Source organism: Halosimplex halobium, assembly GCF_051414055.1.
GTDB classification, from domain to species: domain Archaea; phylum Halobacteriota; class Halobacteria; order Halobacteriales; family Haloarculaceae; genus Halosimplex; species Halosimplex halobium.
This window is the reverse complement of the sequence record NZ_JBLKNX010000024.1, coordinates 1-21,974: the sequence shown is the minus strand read 5'-3', so window position 1 is coordinate 21,974 and position 21,974 is coordinate 1. Positions and strand designations below refer to the sequence as shown.

General features: G+C 64.4%; 19 protein-coding genes and 2 pseudogenes. 11 read left to right on the top strand and 10 right to left on the bottom strand.

Annotation, left to right across the window (positions count from 1 at the left end; translation table 11 throughout):
* The first annotated feature begins 146 nt into the window (after positions 1-146).
* Entirely contained in the window at positions 147-383 is a 237-nt protein-coding gene (locus ACMGFG_RS21390) for a UPF0058 family protein (protein WP_135364216.1), read from the top strand.
* Positions 384-516: 133 nt separating this feature from the next.
* On the opposite strand, the gene ACMGFG_RS21385 is transcribed toward ACMGFG_RS21390, so the two are convergent.
* On the bottom strand, positions 517-1,029 hold the full coding sequence (locus ACMGFG_RS21385; protein WP_436932326.1) for a DUF555 domain-containing protein: 513 nt from the start codon (positions 1,027-1,029) through the stop codon (positions 517-519).
* A gap of 147 nt (positions 1,030-1,176) precedes the next feature.
* Between ACMGFG_RS21385 and ACMGFG_RS21380 the strand changes: the two genes are divergently transcribed.
* Positions 1,177-2,073 (top strand): DNA-3-methyladenine glycosylase family protein, encoded by an 897-nt coding sequence (locus tag ACMGFG_RS21380; protein ID WP_436932325.1) that lies wholly within the window; start codon positions 1,177-1,179, stop codon positions 2,071-2,073.
* A gap of 47 nt (positions 2,074-2,120) precedes the next feature.
* Here the strand turns inward: ACMGFG_RS21380 and ACMGFG_RS21375 are convergent, their stop codons facing one another.
* Positions 2,121-3,254 carry a citrate synthase gene (locus ACMGFG_RS21375; protein ID WP_436932324.1) on the bottom strand — a complete coding sequence of 378 codons (1,134 nt, stop codon included), beginning with the start codon at positions 3,252-3,254 and terminating at the stop codon, positions 2,121-2,123.
* Between the two features lie 243 nt (positions 3,255-3,497).
* Here ACMGFG_RS21375 and ACMGFG_RS21370 point away from each other — a divergent pair, with 243 nt between their 5' ends.
* The 6 genes from ACMGFG_RS21370 (at position 3,498) to ACMGFG_RS21345 (ending at position 8,710) form a co-directional block, all read left to right on the top strand.
* Positions 3,498-3,776, top strand: coding sequence for an acylphosphatase (locus ACMGFG_RS21370; protein ID WP_436909750.1), 279 nt, complete (start codon positions 3,498-3,500; stop codon positions 3,774-3,776).
* A gap of 88 nt (positions 3,777-3,864) precedes the next feature.
* Entirely contained in the window at positions 3,865-5,313 is a 1,449-nt protein-coding gene (locus ACMGFG_RS21365) for an NAD(P)H-hydrate dehydratase (protein ID WP_436932323.1), read from the top strand.
* A complete protein-coding gene (gene moaC, locus ACMGFG_RS21360; protein ID WP_436932322.1) occupies positions 5,310-5,819 on the top strand; it encodes a cyclic pyranopterin monophosphate synthase MoaC in 510 nt (169 codons plus the stop codon). Before ACMGFG_RS21365 ends, moaC begins: the two co-directional genes overlap by 4 nt.
* 108 nt (positions 5,820-5,927) lie before the next feature.
* Positions 5,928-6,941 carry an SGNH/GDSL hydrolase family protein gene (locus ACMGFG_RS21355; RefSeq protein WP_436932321.1) on the top strand — a complete coding sequence of 338 codons (1,014 nt, stop codon included), beginning with the start codon at positions 5,928-5,930 and terminating at the stop codon, positions 6,939-6,941.
* Between the two features lie 193 nt (positions 6,942-7,134).
* Positions 7,135-8,181, top strand: a complete 1,047-nt coding sequence (locus ACMGFG_RS21350) for a zinc-dependent alcohol dehydrogenase family protein (RefSeq protein WP_436932320.1) — start codon at positions 7,135-7,137, stop codon at positions 8,179-8,181.
* Positions 8,182-8,242: 61 nt separating this feature from the next.
* Positions 8,243-8,710 carry an acyl-CoA thioesterase gene (locus tag ACMGFG_RS21345; protein WP_436932319.1) on the top strand — a complete coding sequence of 156 codons (468 nt, stop codon included), beginning with the start codon at positions 8,243-8,245 and terminating at the stop codon, positions 8,708-8,710.
* A 40-nt stretch (positions 8,711-8,750) separates the two neighbouring features.
* On the opposite strand, the gene hflX is transcribed toward ACMGFG_RS21345, so the two are convergent.
* Positions 8,751-10,061 (bottom strand): GTPase HflX, encoded by a 1,311-nt coding sequence (hflX, locus tag ACMGFG_RS21340; protein WP_436932318.1) that lies wholly within the window; start codon positions 10,059-10,061, stop codon positions 8,751-8,753.
* Positions 10,062-10,254: 193 nt separating this feature from the next.
* On the opposite strand from hflX, the gene ACMGFG_RS21335 reads away from it, so the two are divergent.
* Together ACMGFG_RS21335 and ACMGFG_RS21330 are read left to right on the top strand one after the other, a co-directional pair.
* Positions 10,255-10,584 carry an FUN14 domain-containing protein gene (locus tag ACMGFG_RS21335; protein WP_436932317.1) on the top strand — a complete coding sequence of 110 codons (330 nt, stop codon included), beginning with the start codon at positions 10,255-10,257 and terminating at the stop codon, positions 10,582-10,584.
* Positions 10,585-11,146: 562 nt separating this feature from the next.
* Positions 11,147-11,506, top strand: a pseudogene (locus ACMGFG_RS21330) (PIN domain-containing protein); the annotation flags it as partial.
* Between the two features lie 73 nt (positions 11,507-11,579).
* On the opposite strand, the gene ACMGFG_RS21325 reads toward ACMGFG_RS21330, so the two are convergent.
* From ACMGFG_RS21325 to ACMGFG_RS21300, 6 genes are all read right to left on the bottom strand, one after another.
* Entirely contained in the window at positions 11,580-13,010 is a 1,431-nt protein-coding gene (locus tag ACMGFG_RS21325; RefSeq protein ID WP_436932316.1) for a PAS domain S-box protein, read from the bottom strand.
* Between the two features lie 3 nt (positions 13,011-13,013).
* Positions 13,014-15,236, bottom strand: a complete 2,223-nt coding sequence (locus tag ACMGFG_RS21320) for a two-component system sensor histidine kinase NtrB (RefSeq protein WP_436932315.1) — start codon at positions 15,234-15,236, stop codon at positions 13,014-13,016.
* Positions 15,233-16,750 carry an ATPase domain-containing protein gene (locus ACMGFG_RS21315; protein ID WP_436932314.1) on the bottom strand — a complete coding sequence of 506 codons (1,518 nt, stop codon included), beginning with the start codon at positions 16,748-16,750 and terminating at the stop codon, positions 15,233-15,235. Before ACMGFG_RS21315 ends, ACMGFG_RS21320 begins: the two co-directional genes overlap by 4 nt.
* 95 nt (positions 16,751-16,845) lie before the next feature.
* Positions 16,846-18,651: a PAS domain-containing sensor histidine kinase gene (locus tag ACMGFG_RS21310; protein ID WP_436932313.1), complete on the bottom strand. Its 1,806-nt coding sequence runs from the start codon at positions 18,649-18,651 to the stop codon at positions 16,846-16,848.
* Positions 18,648-19,091 (bottom strand): chemotaxis protein CheW, encoded by a 444-nt coding sequence (locus tag ACMGFG_RS21305; protein ID WP_436932312.1) that lies wholly within the window; start codon positions 19,089-19,091, stop codon positions 18,648-18,650. Before ACMGFG_RS21305 ends, ACMGFG_RS21310 begins: the two co-directional genes overlap by 4 nt.
* Positions 19,078-21,300: a methyl-accepting chemotaxis protein gene (locus tag ACMGFG_RS21300; protein ID WP_436932311.1), complete on the bottom strand. Its 2,223-nt coding sequence runs from the start codon at positions 21,298-21,300 to the stop codon at positions 19,078-19,080. The genes ACMGFG_RS21305 and ACMGFG_RS21300 overlap by 14 nt, the downstream gene beginning before the upstream one ends.
* A 212-nt stretch (positions 21,301-21,512) precedes the next feature.
* Between ACMGFG_RS21300 and ACMGFG_RS21295 the strand changes: the two genes are divergently transcribed.
* Positions 21,513-21,866 (top strand): HalOD1 output domain-containing protein, encoded by a 354-nt coding sequence (locus tag ACMGFG_RS21295; protein WP_436932310.1) that lies wholly within the window; start codon positions 21,513-21,515, stop codon positions 21,864-21,866.
* Positions 21,867-21,887: 21 nt separating this feature from the next.
* Here the strand turns inward: ACMGFG_RS21295 and ACMGFG_RS21290 are convergent.
* Positions 21,888-21,974, bottom strand: a pseudogene (locus ACMGFG_RS21290) (IS5/IS1182 family transposase); the annotation flags it as partial.

Here is a 21,974-nt window from a genome sequence, read left to right as displayed (position 1 = left end):
TGCCACCCTGTCGACGACCCCACCCCGTTCGCTCCCGGCCGCCGAAACCGATATCGAGAGGCTTTTGTACACGGTTTTTAAGCAGGTGTGTGTTAACGCGACTCAGGATACTACTATTAACCTCCAGTGGTTAGGACGGGACGACTATGAAAAAGCAGGAGCTCATTCACCTTCACGGCCTGCTTGCTCAGGTGGAGAACCACTACGAAATGGAGACAGGGGAAGAGGTGGAACACGACGAGTACACTTCTCTCGGCGTACGGCCGACCTCGATCCACAAGTCGAAGACCGACCACAAGAACGCCGTTTTCGCCCTGGCGAAGGGCATCACTTCGGAGATGGAGACCGAGACGCGCGAGCGCGTCCCGGCCTCCGCGGACTGAACGAATCGACTCGTCCCGTCCTCCCGACACCCGACCGCCCAGTGGCGTCGCTGTCACTCCCGGGGGCGTCGCGCCGCTCCGAACCTCCCAGTACGACCGCGAGAATCCCGCTACCGGCCGGTGTAGAGCGCCGCTACGACTCGTCGATGAGTTCCTCGAACTCGGGTAACACGTCGTCGCCCCGCTCGTCGGCCGACCCCCCGTCGCCGCGTTCGTCGCCCGGGTCCTCTCGGACCGGCTCCTCCCCCTCGTCGGCCGCGGGCTCGCTCTCGTCGTCTCCCGACTCCTCCTCGTCCCCGTCGCCGTCCTCGTCGACCTGCTCGATCTCGAGGACCTCGAGCGGGATGTTCTCGAGGCGCTGGCCGATCTCCTTGCGGGCGATCCGGGCGGCGTGCTCCTCGCGCTCGACGTTGAAGACGGTGATCTCCAGCTCGAGCGCGACGAGGCTCTCGTCGGCGGCGATGAAGGCCGGTTCGAGCTCCTCGCCGCAGTGGGGACAGGACCGCTCGCCCATGTTGATCTCGACGTAGTTGAGGTCCGGGTTGAGCATCTCGCCCGTCTTCGAGATGGCGATCCGGACCGCCTCGTCGGCCGTCTCCACGTCGTAGACCGGGACGGCGGCCTCGACGACGACTCTGCAGTTCATATGCCCGCCTTCGCCTCGCAGTGACATGAAGGTTCGCCTCGATAGCACGACACACACCCGGCCCGTCGGGGCGGTTACCAGCGAGTCGAGCCGCCCCCGTCGGGGCGCTCTCGAAAGGTCGAAGGCACCCCGACGCCTGGCCCGGGTATGACCGTCGAACGCGGCGCGCTCGCCCTCGATGAGTTCCCCGGTCCGTTCGACCTGCAGTCGACCGTCGAGAGCGGCCAGTCGTACCTCTGGGACCGCGCCGACGGCCGGATGTACGACGAGACGGGCGCCTACGGCGGCGACGCCTGGTACGAGACCGTCGTCCGCGTCGACGGCGACCCGGCCGTCGTCCGCGTCCGCCAGGTCGACGACCGCCTGGAGTGGGAGTCGTCGGTCGACGCCGTCCCGATACTCCGCGGGCGGCTGCGCCTCGACGACGACCTCCCGGCGATCCGGGCGGCGACGCCCGACGACGACGTGGTCGAGTCGGCCTTCGACGCCTACTGGGGGATGCGCCTCGTCGACGACCCCGCCTTCCCGTCGCTGATATCGTTCATCTGCTCGGCCCAGATGCGCGTCGGCCGCATCCACGGGATGCAGCGGGAACTCGAACGCGCGTTCGGATCGCCCGTCGAGTTCGACGGCCGGACCTACCACGCGTTCCCCACGCCCGAGCAACTCGCGGCCGCGACCGAGGCCCAACTCCGCGACCTGGGCCTGGGCTACCGGGCGCCGTACGTCCGCGACACCGCGCGGATGGTCGCCGACGGCGAGGCCCACCCCGAAGAGGCGGCCGGGCTGGACTACGAGGACGCCCGCGAGTCGCTCACCCGCTTCGTCGGGGTCGGCGACAAGGTGGCCGACTGTGTCCTGCTGTTCGCGCTCGACTACCTCCAGGCGGTCCCGCTTGACACCTGGATCCGGACGACCATCGAGGAGTACTACCCCGACTGCGACCGTGGCAACTACGCCGACACCTCCCGCGCCATCCGCGCGGCCTTCGGCGGCGAGTACGCGGGATATTCCCAGACGTACGTGTTCCACTACCTGCGGTAGCGTGGAAGGGTGGAGAGAGCGACGAGACGCGGAACGGAGCGGGCCGGCTACCGCTCGTCGACGGGCGTCCACGAGCGGTCGTGGTCGCCGACGTACGCCGACAGCGGGCGGATGAGGCGGTTGTCGTCGAGCTGTTCGAGCGCGTGGGCGGTCCAGCCGCCGACCCGCGAGATCGCGAAGCAGGTCGTGAACAGCTCCTTGGGGACGCCGACGCCGTCGAGCAGGGCGGCGGTGTAGAACTCGACGTTCGTCTCCAGGTCCCGGCCCGGCTTGTGCTCGGCGAGCAGGTCGACGGCGACGTCCTCGAACTCCTTGATCGTCTCGAAAAAGTCGGAGTCGCCCGCCTCCTCGTAGAACTCCGCGGCGGCGGCCTCCAGCACCGCGGCCCGCGGGTCGCGGACGCGATAGACGCGGTGGCCGAAGCCCATCAGCCGCTCGCCGGCCGCCAGTTTCTCCCGGACGTACCCCTCGGGGTCGCCCGACTCGTGGATCTCTTCGAGCATGTCGAGGACGGGACCCGGCGCCCCGCCGTGGAGCGGGCCCTTGAGAGTGCCGACGGCCGCGGTCGCCGCCGAGACCACGTCGGACTCCGTCGAGACGACCGTGCGGGCGGTGAACGTCGAGGCGTTCAGCCCGTGGTCGACGACCGTGTTGAGGTACGTCTCCAGCCCGCGGACCGCGGCCTCGTCGGGCTCCTCCCCGTTCAGCATGTAGAGGTAATTCGCCGCGTGGCGCAGATCCTCGCGGGGTTCGACGGGGTCGGCGCCCTCCCGGTAGCGCCAGTAGGTCGCGACGATGGTCGGGAAGACGGCGACGACCCGCCGGGCGTCGGCCTCGGGCTCGCTCTCGCCGGTCCCGAGGTTCGCCGCCGCGGCGCCCATCCGGAGGGCGTCCATCGCCGGTTTCTCCTCCTCGGCTGCCCGCCGCAGGACCGCCTTCACTTCGTCGCCGATTTCGCGACGGCCCGCCAGGTCCGCACGGAAGGCGTCGAGTTCGTCGGCCGTCGGCAATCGGTCCTCGTACAGCAGGAAGACGCTCTCCTCGTAGGTGGCCGACCGCGCGAGTTCGTCGACCGGGAACCCGCCGATCGTGAGCACGCCCGCCTCGCCGTCGATGTCGCTCAGTCGCGTCTCCGCGACCCTGATACCCTCCAGCCCGCGGTTCAGCTCCTCGTCACTCATGCTCACGCTTCGGGGGGTGACCACCAAAGTACTGTTGGAACACGCCGGAGTTTTCCGCGATTTTCCTCGAACTTCCGGCATCGACCCGGCGAATTACTCCGCTATCGTCCATCTGTCGACGGCTGTATCGACAGGTGTACAAATCGGCTTCGAGAGCGACGGCGCCGGCCGTCGAACGCCCCACCGGGCATGGCCGGACCGAGCCAGGACGGTTTTTTCAGCGCGGGCGTGTAACCGTCGGATATGACAGACCGCACGCGAGCGCACGTGTACGTCACGGGACGGGTACAGGGCGTCTTCTACCGCGCGACGACTCGCGACGAGGCCCGCGAGCGCGGCGTCGACGGCTGGGTGAAGAACCTCGACGACGGCCGCGTCGAGGCGGTCTTCGAGGGGCCCGAGCCGGCGGTCGAGGCGATGGTCGAGTGGTGCCACGAGGGGAGCGACCGGGCGCGCGTCGAGGACGTGGAGGCGGAGTACGGCGAGCCGGAGGGGCTCGACGGGTTCGAGATCCGGCGGTGACCGGCGTCCGGCCGCCGTCCGGTGAAACAGGCGGCACCGACGGCCGGTTGCCCCCACCCTTTTCCCGGGGGCGGGCGAACGCCCGTCCATGATTACGGGCAGCGAGATGGCCGTGGTCGACGAGAACGCCGCGGCCATGGGGGTCCCGCGAAAGCAGTTGATGGAGTCCAGCGGCCACGCCGTCGCCCGCGCGGTCCGCGAGGCCGCCGACCCGGGCGCGAGCGTCCGCGTCGTCGCCGGCCGGGGGAACAACGGCGGCGACGCCTTCGTCGCGGTCCGCTTTCTCGACGACTACGACGTGACGACGAGCCTGCTGGGCCGCCCGGAGACGATCGCGACCGACATCGCCCGCGAGAACTGGGCGGCCCTCGCGGCCGGCGAGTACGACACCGAGACCGTCCGCGACTCCGCCGGCTTCGACCTGGGTGACCCCGACGTGGTCGTCGACGCGATGCTCGGGACTGGCATCGCGGGCGACCTGCGCGAACCCGAACGCACTGCAGCCGCGGCGATCAACGACAGCGACGCGACCGTGGTCGCGGTGGACGTGCCCTCGGGCCTCAACGCCGAGACCGGCGAACTGGCCGAGACGGCCGTCGAGGCCGACCGCGTGGTCACGTTCCACGACACCAAGCCCGGGCTCGCCGAGCTGGACGCCGACGTGACCGTCGCGGACATCGGCATCCCCGCGGCCGCCGAGCGGTTCGTCGAGCGGGGCGACCTGATGCGGCTCGACGACCGCGACCCGTCGAGCCACAAGGGACAGAACGGCGAGGTGCTCGTCGTCGGCGGCGGCCCCTACGCCGGCGCGCCCGCCCTGTCGGCGAAGGCCGCGCTCCGCGCCGGGGCGGACCTGGTCCGCGTGGCCTGTCCGATGGTCGTCGGCCGCGAGCTCCAGGGGTTCGGCGAGGACCTGATCGTCCGTCCCTACCAGGGCAAACAGCTCGAACCCAAGCAGGTCGGGTTCCTCCTCCAGATGGCCCGCCACCACGACACCGTGGTCATCGGGCCGGGCCTGGGCGACGAGGAGGAGACCCTCGAGGCGGTCGAGGGGATCCTCTCGGGGTACTCCGGAACCGCGGTCGTCGACGCGGATGCGCTCTCCCGCGTGCCGGAGGTCGACACCGAGGCCGACCTGATCTGCACCCCCCACCAGGGCGAGTTCGCGGAGATGGGCGGACGCGTCACCGACGACTGGGAGGAGCGGACCGACTACGTCGAGCACTTCGCCGCCGACCTGGGCCAGACGGTCCTCGTCAAAGGGAAGTACGACGTGATCTCCGACGGCGAGACCACGCGCGTCAACCGGACCGGCAACGCCGGCATGACCGTCGGCGGCACCGGCGACGTGCTCGCGGGGATCACCGGCGCGCTCGCGGCGACCCAGGAGCCGGTTCACGCCGCCGCGATGGCCGCCTACGCCAACGGCAAGGCGGGCGACCGCGCTTTCGAGCGCAACAACAACGGGCTCACCGCGACGGATCTGCACGACGAGATCCCCGCCGTCCTCTGGACCGACCGGGGTGGCGAGGCGTGAGCGGCGACGACGGAGCAGGAGAGGGGACGGAAGCGGCCGACCTCACCCACACCGACGAGTCGGGCGAGGCACAGATGGTCGACGTGGGCGACAAGCCCGACACCGCCCGGCGGGCCGTCGCCCGCGGGGTCATCCGGCTCCGTCCCGAAACCGTCGACGCCGTCCGGGACAACGCGGTCGACAAGGGCGACGTGCTCGCGACCGCCCGGATCGGCGCGATCCAGGCGGTCAAGCACACCTGGGAGACGATCCCGATGTGTCACCAGATCCCGGTCACGAACGTCGACACCGACTTCTCCCTCGGCGACGACGCGATCGAGCTCACCGTCGCGGTCGAGACGACCGGCAAGACCGGCTGCGAGATGGAGGCGCTCGAAGGGACGACGACCGGGCTCAACGTCGTCTGGGACATGGTGAAGTCGGCCGAGAAGGACGCCGACGGCGAGTACCCGGAGACCGGGATCGAGTCCGTCGAAGTCGTCGAGAAGACCAAGCGGCCGCTGTAGTTCTTCGTCGTGCACCACACTCGGGTCGCGTGCCGACCACCCTGTTCTGCCGGCCGCCCTCGCCGGAGGCGGAATCGGTATGTCCCGGGCCGTCCACGGGTCGGTCGAATGACCGGCACGCACCCTTCCGTCTCCCTGCACAACGTTGCCGAGACCGAGCCCGCGGAGTGGACCGACGGCGGCGACCGACTCTGTCGCGTCCCCGCGTCGGTCCGGGAGTCGCTCACCGACATGGGCCGCGAGCGGCTGTCCTGCGTCTCCCACAGCGAGGTCCGCTTCGTACCCGACAGCGACGACGCCGGGGTCGAGGTGACGCTCTCGACGCCCGAGCGGGCGGAGATGCGCGTCTTCTGGGGGTCGTTCCAGCCCTGGCAGGTCCGCGAGGTCGGTCCCGGAACGGAGACGCTGACGCTCTCGGTCCCCGACCGACTGGCCGAACTCGACGGGTCGGTCGACACGGGCCGCTTCGACCCGCGGGTCTGCCGGATCGTCCCCGAGCGGATCGTCCCCGTCGCGCTGCACGGCGTGGCCGGCGACTGCCGCCCGCCCGAGGCCGGGGAACTTCCCGACCGGCGCTACCTCGCCTACGGCACCTCGATCACCGAGGGCGCCAAGGCGTCGGCGGCCCACCTGAGCTACGTCTCGCGGGTCGCGCGCAACTGCGGCCTGGACGCGGTGAACCTCGGATCGTCGGGGTCGGCCCACTGCGAACCGGAGCTGGCCGACTACATCGCCGAGCGCGACGACTGGGACGTTGCGACGCTGGCGCTGTCGGTCAACATGGCCAACGCGGAGTTCTCGACCGCGGAGTTCCGCGAGCGGGTCGAGTACTTCGTCGACACCGTCGCCGGCGCTCACCCGGACAAGCCAGTCGTCGCAGTGACGCTGTTCCCCTACTTCGCGGACGTGACCGAGAGCGGCGACTCCGACCGCGCCAGGGAGTTCCGTGAGGCGCTGCGCTCGGTCGTCGCGGAGTCGCCCCACGACAACCTCTCGCTCGTCGAGGGGACCGACGTGGTCTCGGCCTCGGACCTGACGTGGGACGTGCTCCACCCCGGCGACGAGGGCATGCTGGCCATCGGCGACGGGGTCGCCGAACATCTCGGGACGGTGCTGGACTGATACGGATGATTGCAAGACATTCCGGGATCGACCGCACGACTGGGTGCGGTCGACCCGGAAAACGCTTGCAATCATCCGTATGAGCGACCCGCTCGGCGGTCACCGCGGTCGGTCTCCGCCTCGATTCGAGCGCCGGTCCGGCGGTGTCCGGTTCCTTCGCTTTTTTGCCCGTAGCGCACTCACGACTGCATGTATGCGCGCAGCCATCTACCACGGCGAGCGGGACATCCGAGTCGACGACGTGGACCGCCCCGAGATCGAGAACCCCGGTGACGCGCTGGTCCGGGTCACCCACACCTGCGTCTGCGGCTCGGACCTGTGGCCCTACCGGGGCGAGGACGACCGCGACACGCCCTCCCGCATCGGCCACGAACCGATGGGCATCGTCGAAGAGGTCGGCGAGGACGTGACGAGCGTCGAGCCCGGCGACCGTGTGTTCGCGCCCTTCGTCGTCAGCTGCGGCGAGTGCGAGTTCTGCCGCCGCGGCCTGCACACCTCTTGCGTGAACGGGGACGGCTGGGGCGGCGACAACGGGGGCGCACAGGGCGAGTACGTCCGCTCGCCCCACGCCGACGGGACGCTCGTCCGCATCCCCGACCGCCACGCCGACGACGAGGACACCCTCCGGTCGGTGCTCCCGCTGACCGACGTGATGGGGACCGGCCACCACGCCGCGGTCAGCGCCGGCGTCGGCGAGGGCGACACCTGCGTCGTCGTCGGTGACGGGGCGGTCGGCCTCTGTGGGGTGCTCGCCGCGAAACGGCTTGGCGCGTCCCGCGTCGTCGCCGTCGGCCACCACGAGGACCGCCTGGACATCGCCGAGGAGTTCGGCGCCACCGAGACGGTACTGGGCGGGTCCGAGGGCGTCGACGACGTGGTGGGCCACGTCACCGACCTGACCCACGGCGGCGCCGAGCACGTCCTGGAGTGCGTCGGCGCCGCGAGCGCGATGGAGACGGCCGCCGGCGTCGCCCGTCCCGGCGGGACCGTCGGCTACGTCGGCGTCCCTCACGGTCTCGACGAGGGGCTAGACCTGTTCGACTTCTTCGGCGACAACGTGACCCTCGCGGGCGGCGTCGCGCCGGTCCGCGCCTACGCCGACGAACTGCTCGCCGACGTCCTCCAGGGGACCCTCGACCCGTCGCCCATCTTCGACAAGACCGTCTCGCTGGAGGACATCGCCGAGGGGTACCGCGCGATGGACGAGCGCGAGGCGATCAAGGTGCTCGTGAAGCCGTGACCGGCCCGGCGACGTGACCGGCGCCGGTAGACCGACAAGCCTCCCGCCCCTCTGTCGGACCATGCCGAAAGTCAGCGACACCTACCTGGAGAACCGGTGGCGCGTCCAGCCCAACCACGCGAACAACTACGGCACCGTCCACGGGGGCAACGTGATGAAGTGGATGGACGAGCTCGGCGCGATGTCGGCGATGCGATTCGCCGGCGAGCCCTGCGTCACCGCCTCGATCGACCGCATGGACTTCCACCGGCCGATCCCGACCGGCGAGGTGGTCGTCATCGAGTCGTTCGTCTTCGACGAGGGGCGCTCCAGCGTCAACGTCCACCTCCGGGCGACCCGCGAGAACCCCCGGACCGGCGAACAGGAGATGACCACCGAGTCGCAGTTCGTCTTCGTCGCCATCGACGAGGACGGCTCGCCGGTGGCCGTCCCGGACCTGACCGTCGAGGGCGAGCGCTGTCGGGAACTGCGCGAACGGGCGCTCGACTGGCGGGAGGAACATTCGGGGAACGAGCAAAACGCGGACTGACCGGCGCCCGGGGCCGGTCGACAGGCCGGCCCCAGCAGTCTCAGGCCGACGCCTCGACGAGGTCACCGGCCTTCGAGCGCGACCGTTCGACGACCGCGGGGCGGCCCTCGAACTCGATGACCACCTGGTCGCCGTAGTCGACCGAGTCGACGTGGGCGTTGTCGTGGATCCACGAGACGAGCGACATCGTGTCGTCGGTCATCGGCAGGACGAGCCGCTCGCGCTCGTAGTCCGGCAGTTCCGCGTGGATCCGCTCGCGGAGGTCGTCGACGCTCTCGCCGGTCCGCGCCGACACGGCGACCGGGTTGGGCGCCAGCGCCGACAGCGCCTCCCGCTTGCGCTGGACCTCCTCGGCGTCGACCGTGTCGATCTTGTTCAGGACCGTCACGATGGGCGCCTCGTTGCGCTCGGCGAGGGTGTCGTGACACGTGACGAGCTTCTCGCGGATCTCCTCTGTCGACTCGCTCACGTCGACGACCAGCAGGACCAGGTCCGCCCGGTAGACCGAGTCGAGCGTCGACTTGAACGACTCGACCAGCCAGTGGGGCAGGTCCGAGATGAACCCGACCGTGTCGGTGACGAGCACGTCCCGCTGGTCCATGTCGGCCCGGCGAGTCGTCGTTCCCAGCGTCGTGAACAGGCGGTCCTCGGACTCGGCGGTCGCGTCCAGGTCGGGATGCAGGTCCTCGTTCTCGTCGACCTCGACGTCCTCGGCCAGCCGCCGGAGCAGCGTCGACTTCCCGGCGTTCGTGTAGCCGGCCAGCGCCACCAGGTCAAACCCCGACTCGCGGCGCTGGGCCCGGCGGTGTTCCTCGGTCTCCTCGATCTGTTCCAGTTCGTCGCGAATGCGGGAGATCTGGGCCTTGATGTCCTGCTCGCGGCTCTCGTCGTACTCGCCCAGCCCCATGAACCCCGGCCGCTCGTCGCGCCGGGCGAGGCTGGCCTTCGCCTCCGCGCGCGGGAGCTCGTAACGCAGTTCCGCGAGCTCGACCTGTAGCTGGGCCTTGCGCGTCTGGGCGCGCTGGCCGAAGATCTCGAGGATGAGCCGGAAGCGGTCGACCAGCTTGACCCCCTCCGGGAGTTCGTTGCCGATGTTGTACGTCTGGTAGGGGCCGAGCTGGTTGTCGAAGACGACGACCGTCGCCTCCGTCTCGACGACCCGGCGCGCCAGCGTCGCGACTTTCCCCTCCCCGATGTGGGTCGCGGGGTCCTCCTTCCTGGTCTGGGTCACCTCGCCGACCACGTCGTAGCCGGCCGCGCGCGCGAGGTCGCGGATCTCCGTCGTGTTGGCCCGTCCGCTGTCGACGCGCTTGGCGACGACAGCCCGCCGTTCGGATCCTGTCTCCGTCACTCGCGCGTGGCTACGTCACCCGCGTATTTAAACTCTGGTCGCTTGCCGCCGACGGATCCGACAGCCCGCCGACTTACCGGCTCAGACCTCAATATCCCGTGATCACGGACCCGTGGCCGGCCCCGGTAAGCCGGGGCTACGCGCCGGCCGGCGGGCACAAGAGCCTTATTCCGCCGCCGTCACCGGGTCGGATATGGTAGACATCGGCCTGCAACAGATCGGGCTGGAACTGGGATCGGGCGCCGTGATCGGGGGACTGATCGGCTTCACGGCGAAGAAGGTCGCGAAGATCATCGCGATCCTCGTCGGCCTCGAACTGGCGCTGTTCAAGTTCCTCGAGTCGCAGGGCATCCTGATCGTGGACTGGGACCGCCTCTCGGCGGGGCTCGTCAACGCGAGCAGCGCCGCGACCGACGCCGCGACCGCGAATCAGCCGCCGGGGATCGTCGTGAGCCTGCTGTCGGTCATCCCGGTCAGCGCCGGCTTCACCGGCGGCTTCCTCGTCGGCTTCAAGAAGGGTTGACATCCTCCTCCGCGTGAACGCGGAGGAATCCCGAGCGGTGGGAGTTTCAGGTTCGCAGCCCAATCACCGGACTCCCAGCCCGTTCGGGCACGGGTAGTCCCACGGTATCGGACTGGTGGACTGCTGGCAGTGCCAAACCGCCGTTACCCCTCTCCTCGACCGTGTACGGCGTCCCGGTGTTGTTTTTGCCACGGGGACGCCGGCACGCGTCACCGGACTTGGGGGTATCGTCTGTTTTGCTTTGAGCAGTCGGCACGGGCACACGCTTCTAGCATGTGTGTTCACCGACTGCCCTTTCGGATACTGTCGTCCGAGAGACTCCGTCTCTCGTGATCACGAAAATCTGCGATTTTCGAACGACCTCGTTACGTGGGTGGACAGGCCACCTCCGAAGGACGGTTCGGAATCCGCTCCGTTCCGACCGATTCCTCCTCCTCAGTAGGGCGTCCTATCACTTAAACGTCACTATGGGAAACTCGGTGACGGCGTTTGAACGGTGGACTGTGAGCACAAGTGACGGCGCGTATCCACGGCCTGAAGGCCGTGGTATTGCGCCTGTTCAGTGTATAACCACCCATATCTTCAGTCGGCACTCGATACACTCGACGACGAGATTCAGGTCGCGACGATTCCGAACACCGTCGCAAACAGAGAAGCGGTTGTCAATGACCATCTCGATCCCGGTGAAACACAGGCGTTTGCCGTGGCAGACGCTGCGGACGGTCGTCTACTGACCGACGACGGGGATGCCCGATCGTTTGTGAAAGACCAAGGCGTGACCGTTGTCGGGTCGGTCGGGGTTCTGTTGGCTGCGATCGATGCTGGAAAGATTGATGAGCCAACTGCCGACGAGTGGCTGTCGACGTGGATCGATGAAATCGGATACTACGTGCCTTCCCAGTCGATTTCGGAATATCGGTGAGATACGCATATCGCCCCCTCCATAGCGGGTGTCGTCTCAATGCATGGACGACAGTGCCGTGTCTGAGTACGGGTCATCCCTCCGATTGTGACATCACGAGCTCGAACCGCGCCCCACCCTCAGACCCGTCTGTCACAGACACCGTCCACCCGTGAGCCTCTACGATCCGCTTCACGATGGTTAGTCCGAATCCGGTGCCATCATTCGTCGAAGAATGGCCCGGTTCGAAAATCTCCTCGCCCCGATCTGCGGGGATCCCGGACCCATCGTCTTCGACGTAGATAGTGTCTTCACCGACACGTCCGACACGAACGGTCACGTCCGTGCCGCCGTGTTCGATAGCGTTTCGGAACAGATTCTCGAACACGTGCCGTAATCGGTCGCGATCGCCCTGGAATGTCATCTCATCAGTTATCTCGAGGGTCGCCGCGTCTGTGTCTACCGTTCCCCAGCAGTTCCCGACGAGATCGGTCAGACTGACCGACTCCGTTTCGTCTATCGTCTCACCTTGACGAGCGAGTGTCAGCGTGTCCTCGACGATAGCTTCCATCCGGTCGAGTGCCCGCAGGAGTGGGTCGAGATGTTCGCTCTCTGTCTGTTCATCGAGGATCGTTGCGCGGCCCTGTGCGACGTTGAGCGGGTTGCGCAGGTCGTGGGAGACGACGCTCGCAAACTCGTCGAGCCGCTCCTTTTGCCGACGAAGCTGTCGTTCCCGTTCGACGCGGTCGGTGACGTTCCGGGTGATTCCTACGAGACGGGTTACGTCGCCGTCGGTGAGTACCGGTGCGAGATTCGTCTGCCAGATGCGCGCCTCTTCATCGATTTCTAGCTCTTCCTGATACGAGATCGGCTCGCGTGCTTTGACACACCGGTGATAGTTTGCTTCGAGTTCAGCTCCCTCTTGCTCACCGAATACATCACGAGGCGTTTCTCCCCGCACCTCTTCGGTGGTGAGGCCGGTCTGTCGCTCGTATTCCGGACTGAGACGGGCGAATTCGAACGTAATGTCGTCGTCTGAAACGTCGACATCGACGAGGAAAATCGCGTCCTCTGCATTGTTGAGGAGTGCCTCGTACTCTCCAGCCAGTTCGCGGAGTTCGCGTTCCTGTTCTTTCCGCTCGGTGATCTCCCGGCTGTTGAGTAGAATCCCGTCGATGACATCGTCTTCCAGCCGGTTCTGCATCGTGGCTTCGATCCAGCACCACGACCGGTCGGCGTGTTTGAATCGGACTTCGACGGTCTGGGGTTCGTCCGGAGTCTCAAGAACGGCTTCGACCGCCTCGGCGTTTTTCTCCCGGTCGTCGGGATGGACGTATTCGTAGCCAGAGTTCCCGACTAATTCCTCGGGATCGTAGCCGAGAACCCGTGTGACGGCGGGGCTCACGTACGTCATCGTTCCGTCAGTGTCGATGATCGTGGCGATGTCGTTCGACTCTTCAAGGATAGTCCGATACCGATCCGTCCGATTCTCGTTCCGCGTTTCCGATGTCTCAGTGTCTTCCATTGGTCAGTGGTTTTCGGCGTGCGTTGCCCGAACGGACGAGTCGGTGGACACCCGGGGGAGGCTCAATACGACTGCTGTCCCACGGGGTGAGTTGTCCACGAAGGTGACTTCGCCGCCGTACAGCGAGACAGTCCAGTAGACGATCCAGAGCCCGAGTCCGGTGCCGTGCTGGAGCGGTGTTTCCTCGCCCTGTTTGATCGTCTCCAGTTCTTGGTCCGGGATACCCGGTCCATTATCCAAAATTTCGATGTCGATCCACTGTTCAGACCGCTTTTCCCTGGACGGTCTGGTGGTGACCGTTACCTCTGGTTTGGGTTGGTCGTTGTGGACGACGGCGTTGTCCAGTAGTTCCTTCACTGCCACCTTCAACCGGCTATCCGCTCGAACGTAGAGCGGGTCAGAACCATCGATATCGAATGAAGCGGTCGAATACTCTTCAGAAACGGTGGTGACGACATCTGTAACTAACTCCGTCACGTTGGTAGCGGTCTCAGCTGAAAATTCGTTTTCGAACAGCGAGCGCACAGTTTCGGCTTTGTCACCCAGCGATTCCAGGGCATCAGCCCGTTGCTCGATCGTCCGCACGTTCGCCCGATGTTCGTCATCGCCCAGCGATTCGCGGAGTAGTTGGGCCCGGCCCTGAATCACGTTCGTTGCGTTCTTGAGATTGTGGCGGAGGATGCGGTTAAGAACGTCGAGTTGCTGTTTGCGCAACCGACGATTCGTCACGTCGGACTCGATCGTGACAAAGTGCGTGATTTCTCCATCGCCGTTCGCGATGGGCGAGATCGTCTGGTCGACGTGGTACAGCTCCCCGTTTTTGCGCTGATTGATGAGATTTGCATTCCACTGCTCGCCCGAAAGGATCGTCTGCCACATCTGATCGTAGAACTCCTCGTCCTGTTTGCCTGACTTGATGATACGGGGGGTCCGACCGACGGCTTCCTCACGAGTATAGCCTGTTCGGGATTCGAATTTCGGATTCACGTACTCGATAGTGCCCTCCCTGTCAGTGATGAAGACTGCATGTCCTGCGTTCTCGACGGCTTTTTTGAACAGCTGTAAGTCCATTTCGCGCTCTTTGCGCTCGGATACGTTCTCCTGGAACCCGACGTAATTCTCGACGGTTCCGGCGTCGTCTCTCACCGGCGCGATACTGACGCGGTTCCAGAACTGACTGCCGTCCTTTCGGTAGTTCCGGAGTTCCACGGACACCGGCTCGTCTTTCTCGACTGCCGTGCGCAATTCGGCGACTGGTTCCTCTCGAGTTGCTTCACCCTGGAGGAACCGACAGTTGCGTCCCAGCGCTTCAGACTCGGTATACCCCGTCAGCGCTTCGAATCCCTCGTTTACGTAGATCATCGGGTTGTCCTCTCGGTCGGGGTCGGTGATGGTGATCCCGACGGGCGCTTTGTCCATCGCCTGGGATTTCAGTTCGAGCTCTCGTGCGTACGCTTTCCGGTCTGTCACGTCGCGTGCAGAGAGGATTATCGGTGACTGGTCGGAATCCTCGAGCGTCGCAGCCGACACCTCCAACTGTCGTGTTTCTCCCTCCTTCGTCTGACACGTGAGGTCGTCGGTCGATCCCTGCCCCGCCTCCTGTACCTGCTGGAGAAAGGACTGAAACCACTCGCGATCGTCGGTGTGGATCGTTTCAGCCGGGGATACTGAGAGCAATTCGTCATGCGAATACCCCACGAGGTCACACGCTGCGGGATTGCACTCGGTGATCTCGTCACCAGATGGAGCAACAACGAAGATCGCGTCGTTCGTCGAATCGAACAGCCGCTGAAATCGAATCTGCACGTCCTCGTAGCGCGTGGACAACTCCACCGACTGCTCGCGCCGGGCCAACAAATTCCCGACCCGACGAAACAGGGTCGTCCGGTCGACGGGTGCTGACACGACCTCGTCGACGAGCGGTGGCCCGTCGCCGTTCTGCTCGGACGGCAACGGGACCGTTCCCCTCGACCCTTCCTGTTGGATCAACAGGGCAGGCGTGAAGGTCGGGTGGGCCTCTTTTTTGTGCTCCCGTAATGCGTCCCGATACCTTGGTACCGTCTGTCCGTCGACGAGGTAACAATCGACGGGCTGAAGCGTGTCGTCGGTGATGACGTCGTACCGCTCGTCGAGAAATTCTTCGATGGCTTCCCGGTCGTTGTCCCCGTGAATCAAGAGTTGTATCGTGTGTCGCTCGCTCAATTTGCGACTCGACCGGTCGGTCATGATTGGTCAGTTGTCTGGTTGGACTCGTCTGGAACGCGATGCGTTGAACTACCCTGCATGATCCCCCGAACGGTATCGAACGGTCCTTCGATAACCAGCCCCTCGCCGGACTCGATCGCGAACCGGTGGAACCGGCTGTCGAAATCCCCGAGTCGCTTTTTTACAACACCGATCGCTCGGTCCAGTTCGCCGTCGACTTCCACATACGTGAGAAACAAGATGTTGTCCGCGATGTAACTGGTGTTCGTACTCGTAGCTTCCGGAATCCCGGTGAGGCGGTCCGCCTCGTCCGTGATAATGACTGCAATACCGCGGTTCTTGAGAACCCTGGTGAGGCCGTGTAACCGGCGAACAAGTCGCTGATCGTCACCCTGGAGCGAGATCTTGTAGCCCGAGAGCCCATCGATGAACACCGCATCCGGCGCGTGTTCGTCGACCTGGTCGAGGACGTGCCGATCGAACTCCTCGGCCGAACGCACGAGCGGTTCGGTCTCTGTCAGCGCCAGTGATCCCTGCGCCCGCATCTCCGAGACCGGGAGTCCGAGGGTTTCCGAGCGATGGACGAACTGGTCGATCGACTCCTCGAAGAGGTAGCCGAGCGCTGTCCCACCGTCTTCGACGATGCCCGAAAGTATCTGTGAGCCGGTGGTCGATTTGCCGATGCCGGTCGGCCCGCTGATAAACGAGACGGTCCCGCGTTCGATCCCGCCACCGAGGAGTCCGTCGAGAGCTTCGTGTCCGGTCGGGATCAGTTCCGGGTCGAACGTTCGGTTGTCGTGTTTCGGGATGGTCTGTGGGTAGACTTCGATCCCGTGTTCGCGGATTTCCAGTCCGTGGGTCCCGTCGATCTGGCCGAGACCACGGTGTTTCGGGACGGCGATCCGGCGCTCGTGCTCGTCGAGAGACAGGTTGACGACGCCGTCGCTCAGCGATTCGAAATCGTCGTGTCTGGTCTCGCGAGTGCGCTCCCTGTCGAGTGTTCGCGTTGCGACTGTCGTCACCTGCCGGTCCCGGAGAAACCGGATGAGCGACTGCAACCGCTTCCGGTACTGGTATTCGTCCCGTTCCACGTACTGGAGTTGGGTGATCGGGTCGATGAGAATTCGGGCCGGGTCGACATCTTCGATTACCTGTTTGATATCCTGTGTGAATTGCTCGGATTCGACTTCGCTCGCTTCGACCAGGTTGTAGGACTTGTCCTCGGCGAAAAAGTCCGTTCCGGGCCCGATGTCCAAAAACTCGGCATCCCGAATGTCGACATCGAGCCGTGCTGCGTTGACGAGAATGTCGTCTCTGGACTCTTCACCGTGGATGTAGACGACTGTCTCGTCGGCATCGAGTCCCGCTCGCAGGAAGTGCTGACCGAGCAGCGACTTCCCCGTTCCCGATGCGCCCTGGACGAGGTACGTCCGACCCCGAACGAGCCCTCCGTTGAGTAGTTCGTCCAATTCGGGGATACCTGACGCCACCAGATCGATTTCCTCGGTCGGGGTGTCACGGGAGCGGTCAGACACGGTATCTCGTATAATCACAACGGGTTCGAGGTGGATAAGTCGGCGGCCTAGATAACGGGATTCGGTGGAACGAACCACCTGAACGTTGGTACGGTTCAGTCCGTCACTTCGACGCCAGTGATCTCGAAGCGTGCGCCGCCCGACTCGCTATCAGTCACGCGGATTTCCCAGCCGTGTGCCTCCACAATTTCTTTGACGATTGCGAGACCGAATCCAGTGCCATCGTCAGCGGTCGAATAGCCGGCCTCGAAAATATCGTCGCGTTCTTCGTCGGGGATTCCCGCTCCATCGTCCGCGACGTAGACCCCGTCAGCTATCTCCCCGACGGTCACCGTTACCTCACCACCTCCGTGGTTGACGGCGTTCCTGAAGAGATTCTCGAACATCTGCTGAAGTCGGCTCCGGTCAGTCGATATCGTCTGGTCTGTTTCGACAGCGAGCGTTGCGTCCGCACTCGGCGTCGTCTGCCAACACTCCCCGGCCAGTTCCGACAGGGTGACCGGCTCCGTAGTTCCAATTGCCTTCCCACTCCGGGCCAGTGCCAACAGATCTTCCACGAGTGCCTGACACCGGTCGATCGCGTCACCGATGGTATCGAGGTGCTCGCTATCACACTCTCGCTGTGCCAATTCCGTGTGCCCCAGGGCCACGTTCAGCGGGTTTCGCAGATCGTGGCTGACGACGCTTACGAACTCTTGGAGACGGGCGTTTTGCCGTTCGAGTTTCCGTGCACGCTCTTTGCGCTCTGTGATATCTCGGAGTGTCCCGACTGACCCGTCGAACTCGTCACCTTCGTAGGGAAGGACACCCATGTGATCCTCACAGACGATCGGGTCGCCGTCACATGGCTGGATCGTCACTTCGAATGTTACCGTCTTCGGACCGTCACCCGACAGCAACCGACCCAAGTGGTGTTCCGCCCGTTCGACGGCATCCTCGTCCTTGATGAGTGACGGCGTGCTTCCGAGAATGGTTTCCCGGTCGTAGCCGACCAACTCGACGAGTTCGTCGCTGACATATGTGAATCGTCCCTCCTCGTCGAGCATATACACGGCGTCGGCCAACACCTCGATGATCGTCTCGTGGTTTTCGAGTTCCTGCCGACGGTCCCTGCGGTCGGTGATATCGTGACCAGCGCCACGGAGTGTCGTTACCTTCCCACCGGATTCTACGACCGGAGTGATCGTCATTTCTATCAGACGCTCCTCGCCGTCCCCTGGCTGAAGTCGCCACGTGTTGTGCAGTTCCTCGCCCGTCTCGAAGGCCCTGGTGAGTGTGTGCCGAATGTTTTCGCGGTCGTCCGGGTGGAACAGTGCTATCGCCTCTTCAAGAGATATTTCCGCCTGGTCAGGCCACCCGATGATTCGTCGGGTGCCAGCCGTCAGCAGGACAACCCCGCTCTCTCTGTCCAGTTCCCATCCACCGGTGTCGCCGGCAAGCTCCGTCAGCCGCGCCAGTTGTTGCTGTCTGTCGACCCGCTGTGCCTCGCGTCGTGCCCGGACAGCATTGCGGATCCGGTTGGCCAAGAGTTCGTACTGCTCGGTGCCAGAGCTCTTCTGGAGATAGTCGGTGACACCGGCAGCGATGACATCACTGGCGATGGCCTCGCTACCCTTACCGGTAAACAGGACGAACGGCAGGTCGGGATACCGCTTTCGAACAGCCTGCAAGAACTCGAGTCCGTTCATGCCGGGCATATTATAATCCGAAACGATACAATCGGGCCGGCGGTCGTCTATTCGCTCTAACGCTATATCGACGGTCGTCACTGCCTCGACAGTGAACTGGTCGTCCTCCCGCTCGAGAAACGTCGCCGTGAGGTCGACGAAATCGGGTTCGTCATCGACATGAAGGACTTCCACTATTTCCACTGTCTCAGTCAGGGTCCTTGCCTTACTCATGTTTCAGCCGAGATGGTTTCCGGATCTATCCAGACGACGTGTCCGTCCTCCCGGGTGACGATACCATTAACCATCTCCTCGTCGACTGCTTCGACAGAGTCGGGATCGATCGTCGAGATCCGGAGCACGTCCGTTACCGCCCAGCCGGAACGTGCGCCCGTCGCTCTTTCGTCGCCGAAGACGATCATCCGCTCCTGACTGATTCCATCGTCCTCGTAGCCATCTGGCAAGAGTCTGGTACTCGGATCGATAACTCTCGTGGTCTCACCACGGAGGTCGATCGCCCCTTCGACGTGCGGGGGCGAATCCGGGATCGGCGTCACATCTCGTTTCGATCGGCTGACGACCTCGGTTACGTATTCGATATCGAGACAGTACTGTTCCTCCCCGAGTGTGAACTCGAGGATCTGGTGAGATCCCATGCGTTCACATCTCTCCATCGTGATCTGGCGTCCGACCGCCCGTATCAGACGTGTGGTGCCCGCCGTCGGCCGCAGCCGGCGATCCCGGTGACGCCTCGATTGCGGAACCTACGCCTGATCCAGTGTCGAAATCCGACACCTGGTCGTGCAGGTCTTCGGCGAGACCGGACAGTTGCTGGATGTTCTCCGAGGCCTCGGACAGGGAGGCGGTCTGTTCTTCCGTCGCGGCAGAGACGTTGCTCGCCTCGGCTGCGGTCTGCTGACTGACGCTGGAGACCTCGTCGACCATGGAAACCACTTCCTCGGAGGAGGCCGCCTGGTCGTCGGTGGCGTCGCTGATTTCTCGGATGCCGCTTTCGGCCTCCTGGACGGCGTTGGCGATCTCGTCGAACATCTCGATGGCGTCTTCGATCGTGTCAGACCCGCGTTCGACGCGGTCGCTCATCTGCTGCATCCCCTCGACGGTATCCTCCGTCGTCCCCTGGACTTCCTCGATGCGCTGTTCGATGTCGGCAGTCGCTTCGGCAGCCTCCTCTGCCAGGGATTTGATCTCGTTTGCCACGACTCCGAACCCTTCGCCCGCCTCGCCGGCTCGGGCGGCCTCGATCGAGGCGTTCAGTGCGAGCATGTTGGTCTGTTCGGCTATCTCGGTGATCATCTCGACCACTTCGCCGATCTGGTCCATCTTCTCGTCGAGCGTCTCGACTTGCGTGGCTGCCTCGTCGGCCCGGGTTTCGATGGACTGGATCTCCTTGGTCGCCTCCGATGCGTACTGGCGGCCCGTCTCGCCACGCTCGACGGCCGTGCTGGCAGTCGAAGCCACCTCCTCGGCCGAGGAAGCGATCTCCTCGACTGTCGCGGACATGTCGTTCATTTCGCCGGCCACCTCCTGGAGGTTCTCGCTTTGCGTGTCCGCCCCGTGTGAGATCTCTTCGACGGACTCCGCGACCTGCTCGCTGGCCTCTTCGATCTCCTCCGAACTGCTCGCCACTTCCTCGCTCGAGGTCGCGACGTCGTCCGCGATCGCCTGGACGCGTTCGACGCTTCTGTTCAGTTGTCCGATCCCGTCCTCGAGATCACGCAATGCCGTGCCGAACGACCCGGGGTAGTCGGTGTCGATGTCTTGATCGAGTCGTCCGTCTTTGAGACCCTGGCTCGCGGCCGAGATCTGTGTGAAGCTCTCGGACAACTGTGTGGTCCCGGTCGCGAGGTCTTCCAGCACTTCGCCGTACTCCCCGGGGCGGTCGGTGTCGATGTTCTGATCGATGACGCCCTGCTGGAGGTCGTCGCTCACACTCCGGATCGCCTCGAAACTCCCGGCGAGTTCGTCGGCACCCGCCTTGAGATCGTCGACGGTCTCCCCGTATTGGCCCGGATAGTCGGCCTCGAACTCCCAGCCAAGATCGCCCTGTCGCAAGCCTCGACTTGCGGTTCCGATCTGCGAGAAAACACCCCGGAGGTTCGACTGCATCTCACTGAACGCCTCGATCATCCGACCCAGTTCGTCGTCTTCGACGTGGCTGTCGAGATCGTTGTCGAGCTCGCCGGCACTGACAGCCTGTGCAGTCTCCTCCAACCTCGTGATCGGCGGGATGATCCGTCCAGCGACGAACAGGCCGATGGCGATCGCGAGGACGAACGACCCGACAGTCAGTCCGAGAAGCAACCACTGGACCGTCGCTGTGGTGCTATCCGCCGACGCGACTGCTGTGTCTTTGTCCTCGACAGCGAGTTCTTCGAGCGTATGTGCGTCCTCGCGCACATCGGTCAGTATCGGGTCCAGTTCTGCCATTTGCTGTCTGGCACGCTCAGTGTCACCGGCTTCTCCTGCGTCGAACGCCTCCTGGGCGACGGCCGTGTACTCCTGATGTCTGGACTGCAAATCGGCGAAGGCCTGTTCTTCCTCCTCGCTCAGGTGGCTTTCATCCATTTTCTGTGCCCACTCTTCGAAGTTGGAATTGGCCTCCTCGAAGTCGGATCTGGCACCGTCCTCGCCGAGCATGGCCGCCTGGACTGCCACCTGTTGTTCCTCGACGGCGACCAACATCTCCATGGACGCGTCGATCTTGTCGGCGTCCTCAGAGATGACGTGGGCCTCGGCATCGACGGCCCCCACAGCCTGGTACCCGACCAATCCAGTCACACCGACCAGCAACGCCACGAGCACGAACGCCAGGATGAGTTTCGGCCGCAAGTCGAACCGGTCGATTTTCACCTTCTCTAGCATGCGACATCCTCTCACGACCAACCCGATAGTTGGTGGCTCTAGATAACAGGATGAGTATCACGGCTGAGAACCATTGATCGTATCGCTCGACCGTTTCGCTGCTCGAAACGTTCCTGAGAGCTCCTATTCGAGGGATCCATTTGAGGGACGTTCCTGACGCGTCCCGTTATCAAGATGGGTGACTTATATTTACTATCGATCTACGTATGTCTATGCCCGACCTGCCGGAGTATGGCCGAAATAGTTCCAAAGAAGGCAGTACGGAGAGTGACCACCTCTCTATTAACTCGCTGACGTTCGACGCTGAAGAAGGAGCATACATTGCGAGGTTCGACAGCAGCGACGCTTTACCGAGTACGATCGTTGTATCGGTGATTACAGAGATAACTGGTCAGTCGGTGACCGACCTCCGGCCACTATATCAGATCGTGGACCCGGATGCTCTCGACCGAATCGTGGGGAATCGTCCGTCTGGACTACATCATAGCGAACGGCTGGTCGAATTCACGTATCAGGACTTCAATATCCGGCTCCTGAGTAGTGGTGTGATCAAAGGGCTGTGTTGAATCGCTGTAAGGCGGTAGATTTCACTGTTTCACAGCCCGCTTGATGTTGTAGACAACACACATCAGGGCAACCTCGCGGAACTCACGAAACCAGGAACGCGCTCGGAC

What these genes read in the sequence shown, in the direction of transcription:
- ACMGFG_RS21390 (WP_135364216.1), top strand. Translation starts at nt 147, where the DNA reads ATGAAAAAGCAGGAGCTCATTCACCTTCACGGCCTGCTTGCTCAGGTG.
- ACMGFG_RS21385 (WP_436932326.1), bottom strand. Translation starts at nt 1,029, where the DNA reads ATGAACTGCAGAGTCGTCGTCGAGGCCGCCGTCCCGGTCTACGACGTG.
- ACMGFG_RS21380 (WP_436932325.1), top strand. Translation starts at nt 1,177, where the DNA reads ATGACCGTCGAACGCGGCGCGCTCGCCCTCGATGAGTTCCCCGGTCCG.
- ACMGFG_RS21375 (WP_436932324.1), bottom strand. Translation starts at nt 3,254, where the DNA reads ATGAGTGACGAGGAGCTGAACCGCGGGCTGGAGGGTATCAGGGTCGCG.
- ACMGFG_RS21370 (WP_436909750.1), top strand. Translation starts at nt 3,498, where the DNA reads ATGACAGACCGCACGCGAGCGCACGTGTACGTCACGGGACGGGTACAG.
- ACMGFG_RS21365 (WP_436932323.1), top strand. Translation starts at nt 3,865, where the DNA reads ATGATTACGGGCAGCGAGATGGCCGTGGTCGACGAGAACGCCGCGGCC.
- ACMGFG_RS21355 (WP_436932321.1), top strand. Translation starts at nt 5,928, where the DNA reads ATGACCGGCACGCACCCTTCCGTCTCCCTGCACAACGTTGCCGAGACC.
- ACMGFG_RS21350 (WP_436932320.1), top strand. Translation starts at nt 7,135, where the DNA reads ATGCGCGCAGCCATCTACCACGGCGAGCGGGACATCCGAGTCGACGAC.
- ACMGFG_RS21345 (WP_436932319.1), top strand. Translation starts at nt 8,243, where the DNA reads ATGCCGAAAGTCAGCGACACCTACCTGGAGAACCGGTGGCGCGTCCAG.
- ACMGFG_RS21335 (WP_436932317.1), top strand. Translation starts at nt 10,255, where the DNA reads ATGGTAGACATCGGCCTGCAACAGATCGGGCTGGAACTGGGATCGGGC.
- ACMGFG_RS21325 (WP_436932316.1), bottom strand. Translation starts at nt 13,010, where the DNA reads ATGGAAGACACTGAGACATCGGAAACGCGGAACGAGAATCGGACGGAT.
- ACMGFG_RS21320 (WP_436932315.1), bottom strand. Translation starts at nt 15,236, where the DNA reads ATGACCGACCGGTCGAGTCGCAAATTGAGCGAGCGACACACGATACAA.
- ACMGFG_RS21310 (WP_436932313.1), bottom strand. Translation starts at nt 18,651, where the DNA reads ATGAGTAAGGCAAGGACCCTGACTGAGACAGTGGAAATAGTGGAAGTC.
- ACMGFG_RS21305 (WP_436932312.1), bottom strand. Translation starts at nt 19,091, where the DNA reads ATGGAGAGATGTGAACGCATGGGATCTCACCAGATCCTCGAGTTCACA.
- ACMGFG_RS21300 (WP_436932311.1), bottom strand. Translation starts at nt 21,300, where the DNA reads ATGCTAGAGAAGGTGAAAATCGACCGGTTCGACTTGCGGCCGAAACTC.
- ACMGFG_RS21295 (WP_436932310.1), top strand. Translation starts at nt 21,513, where the DNA reads ATGCCCGACCTGCCGGAGTATGGCCGAAATAGTTCCAAAGAAGGCAGT.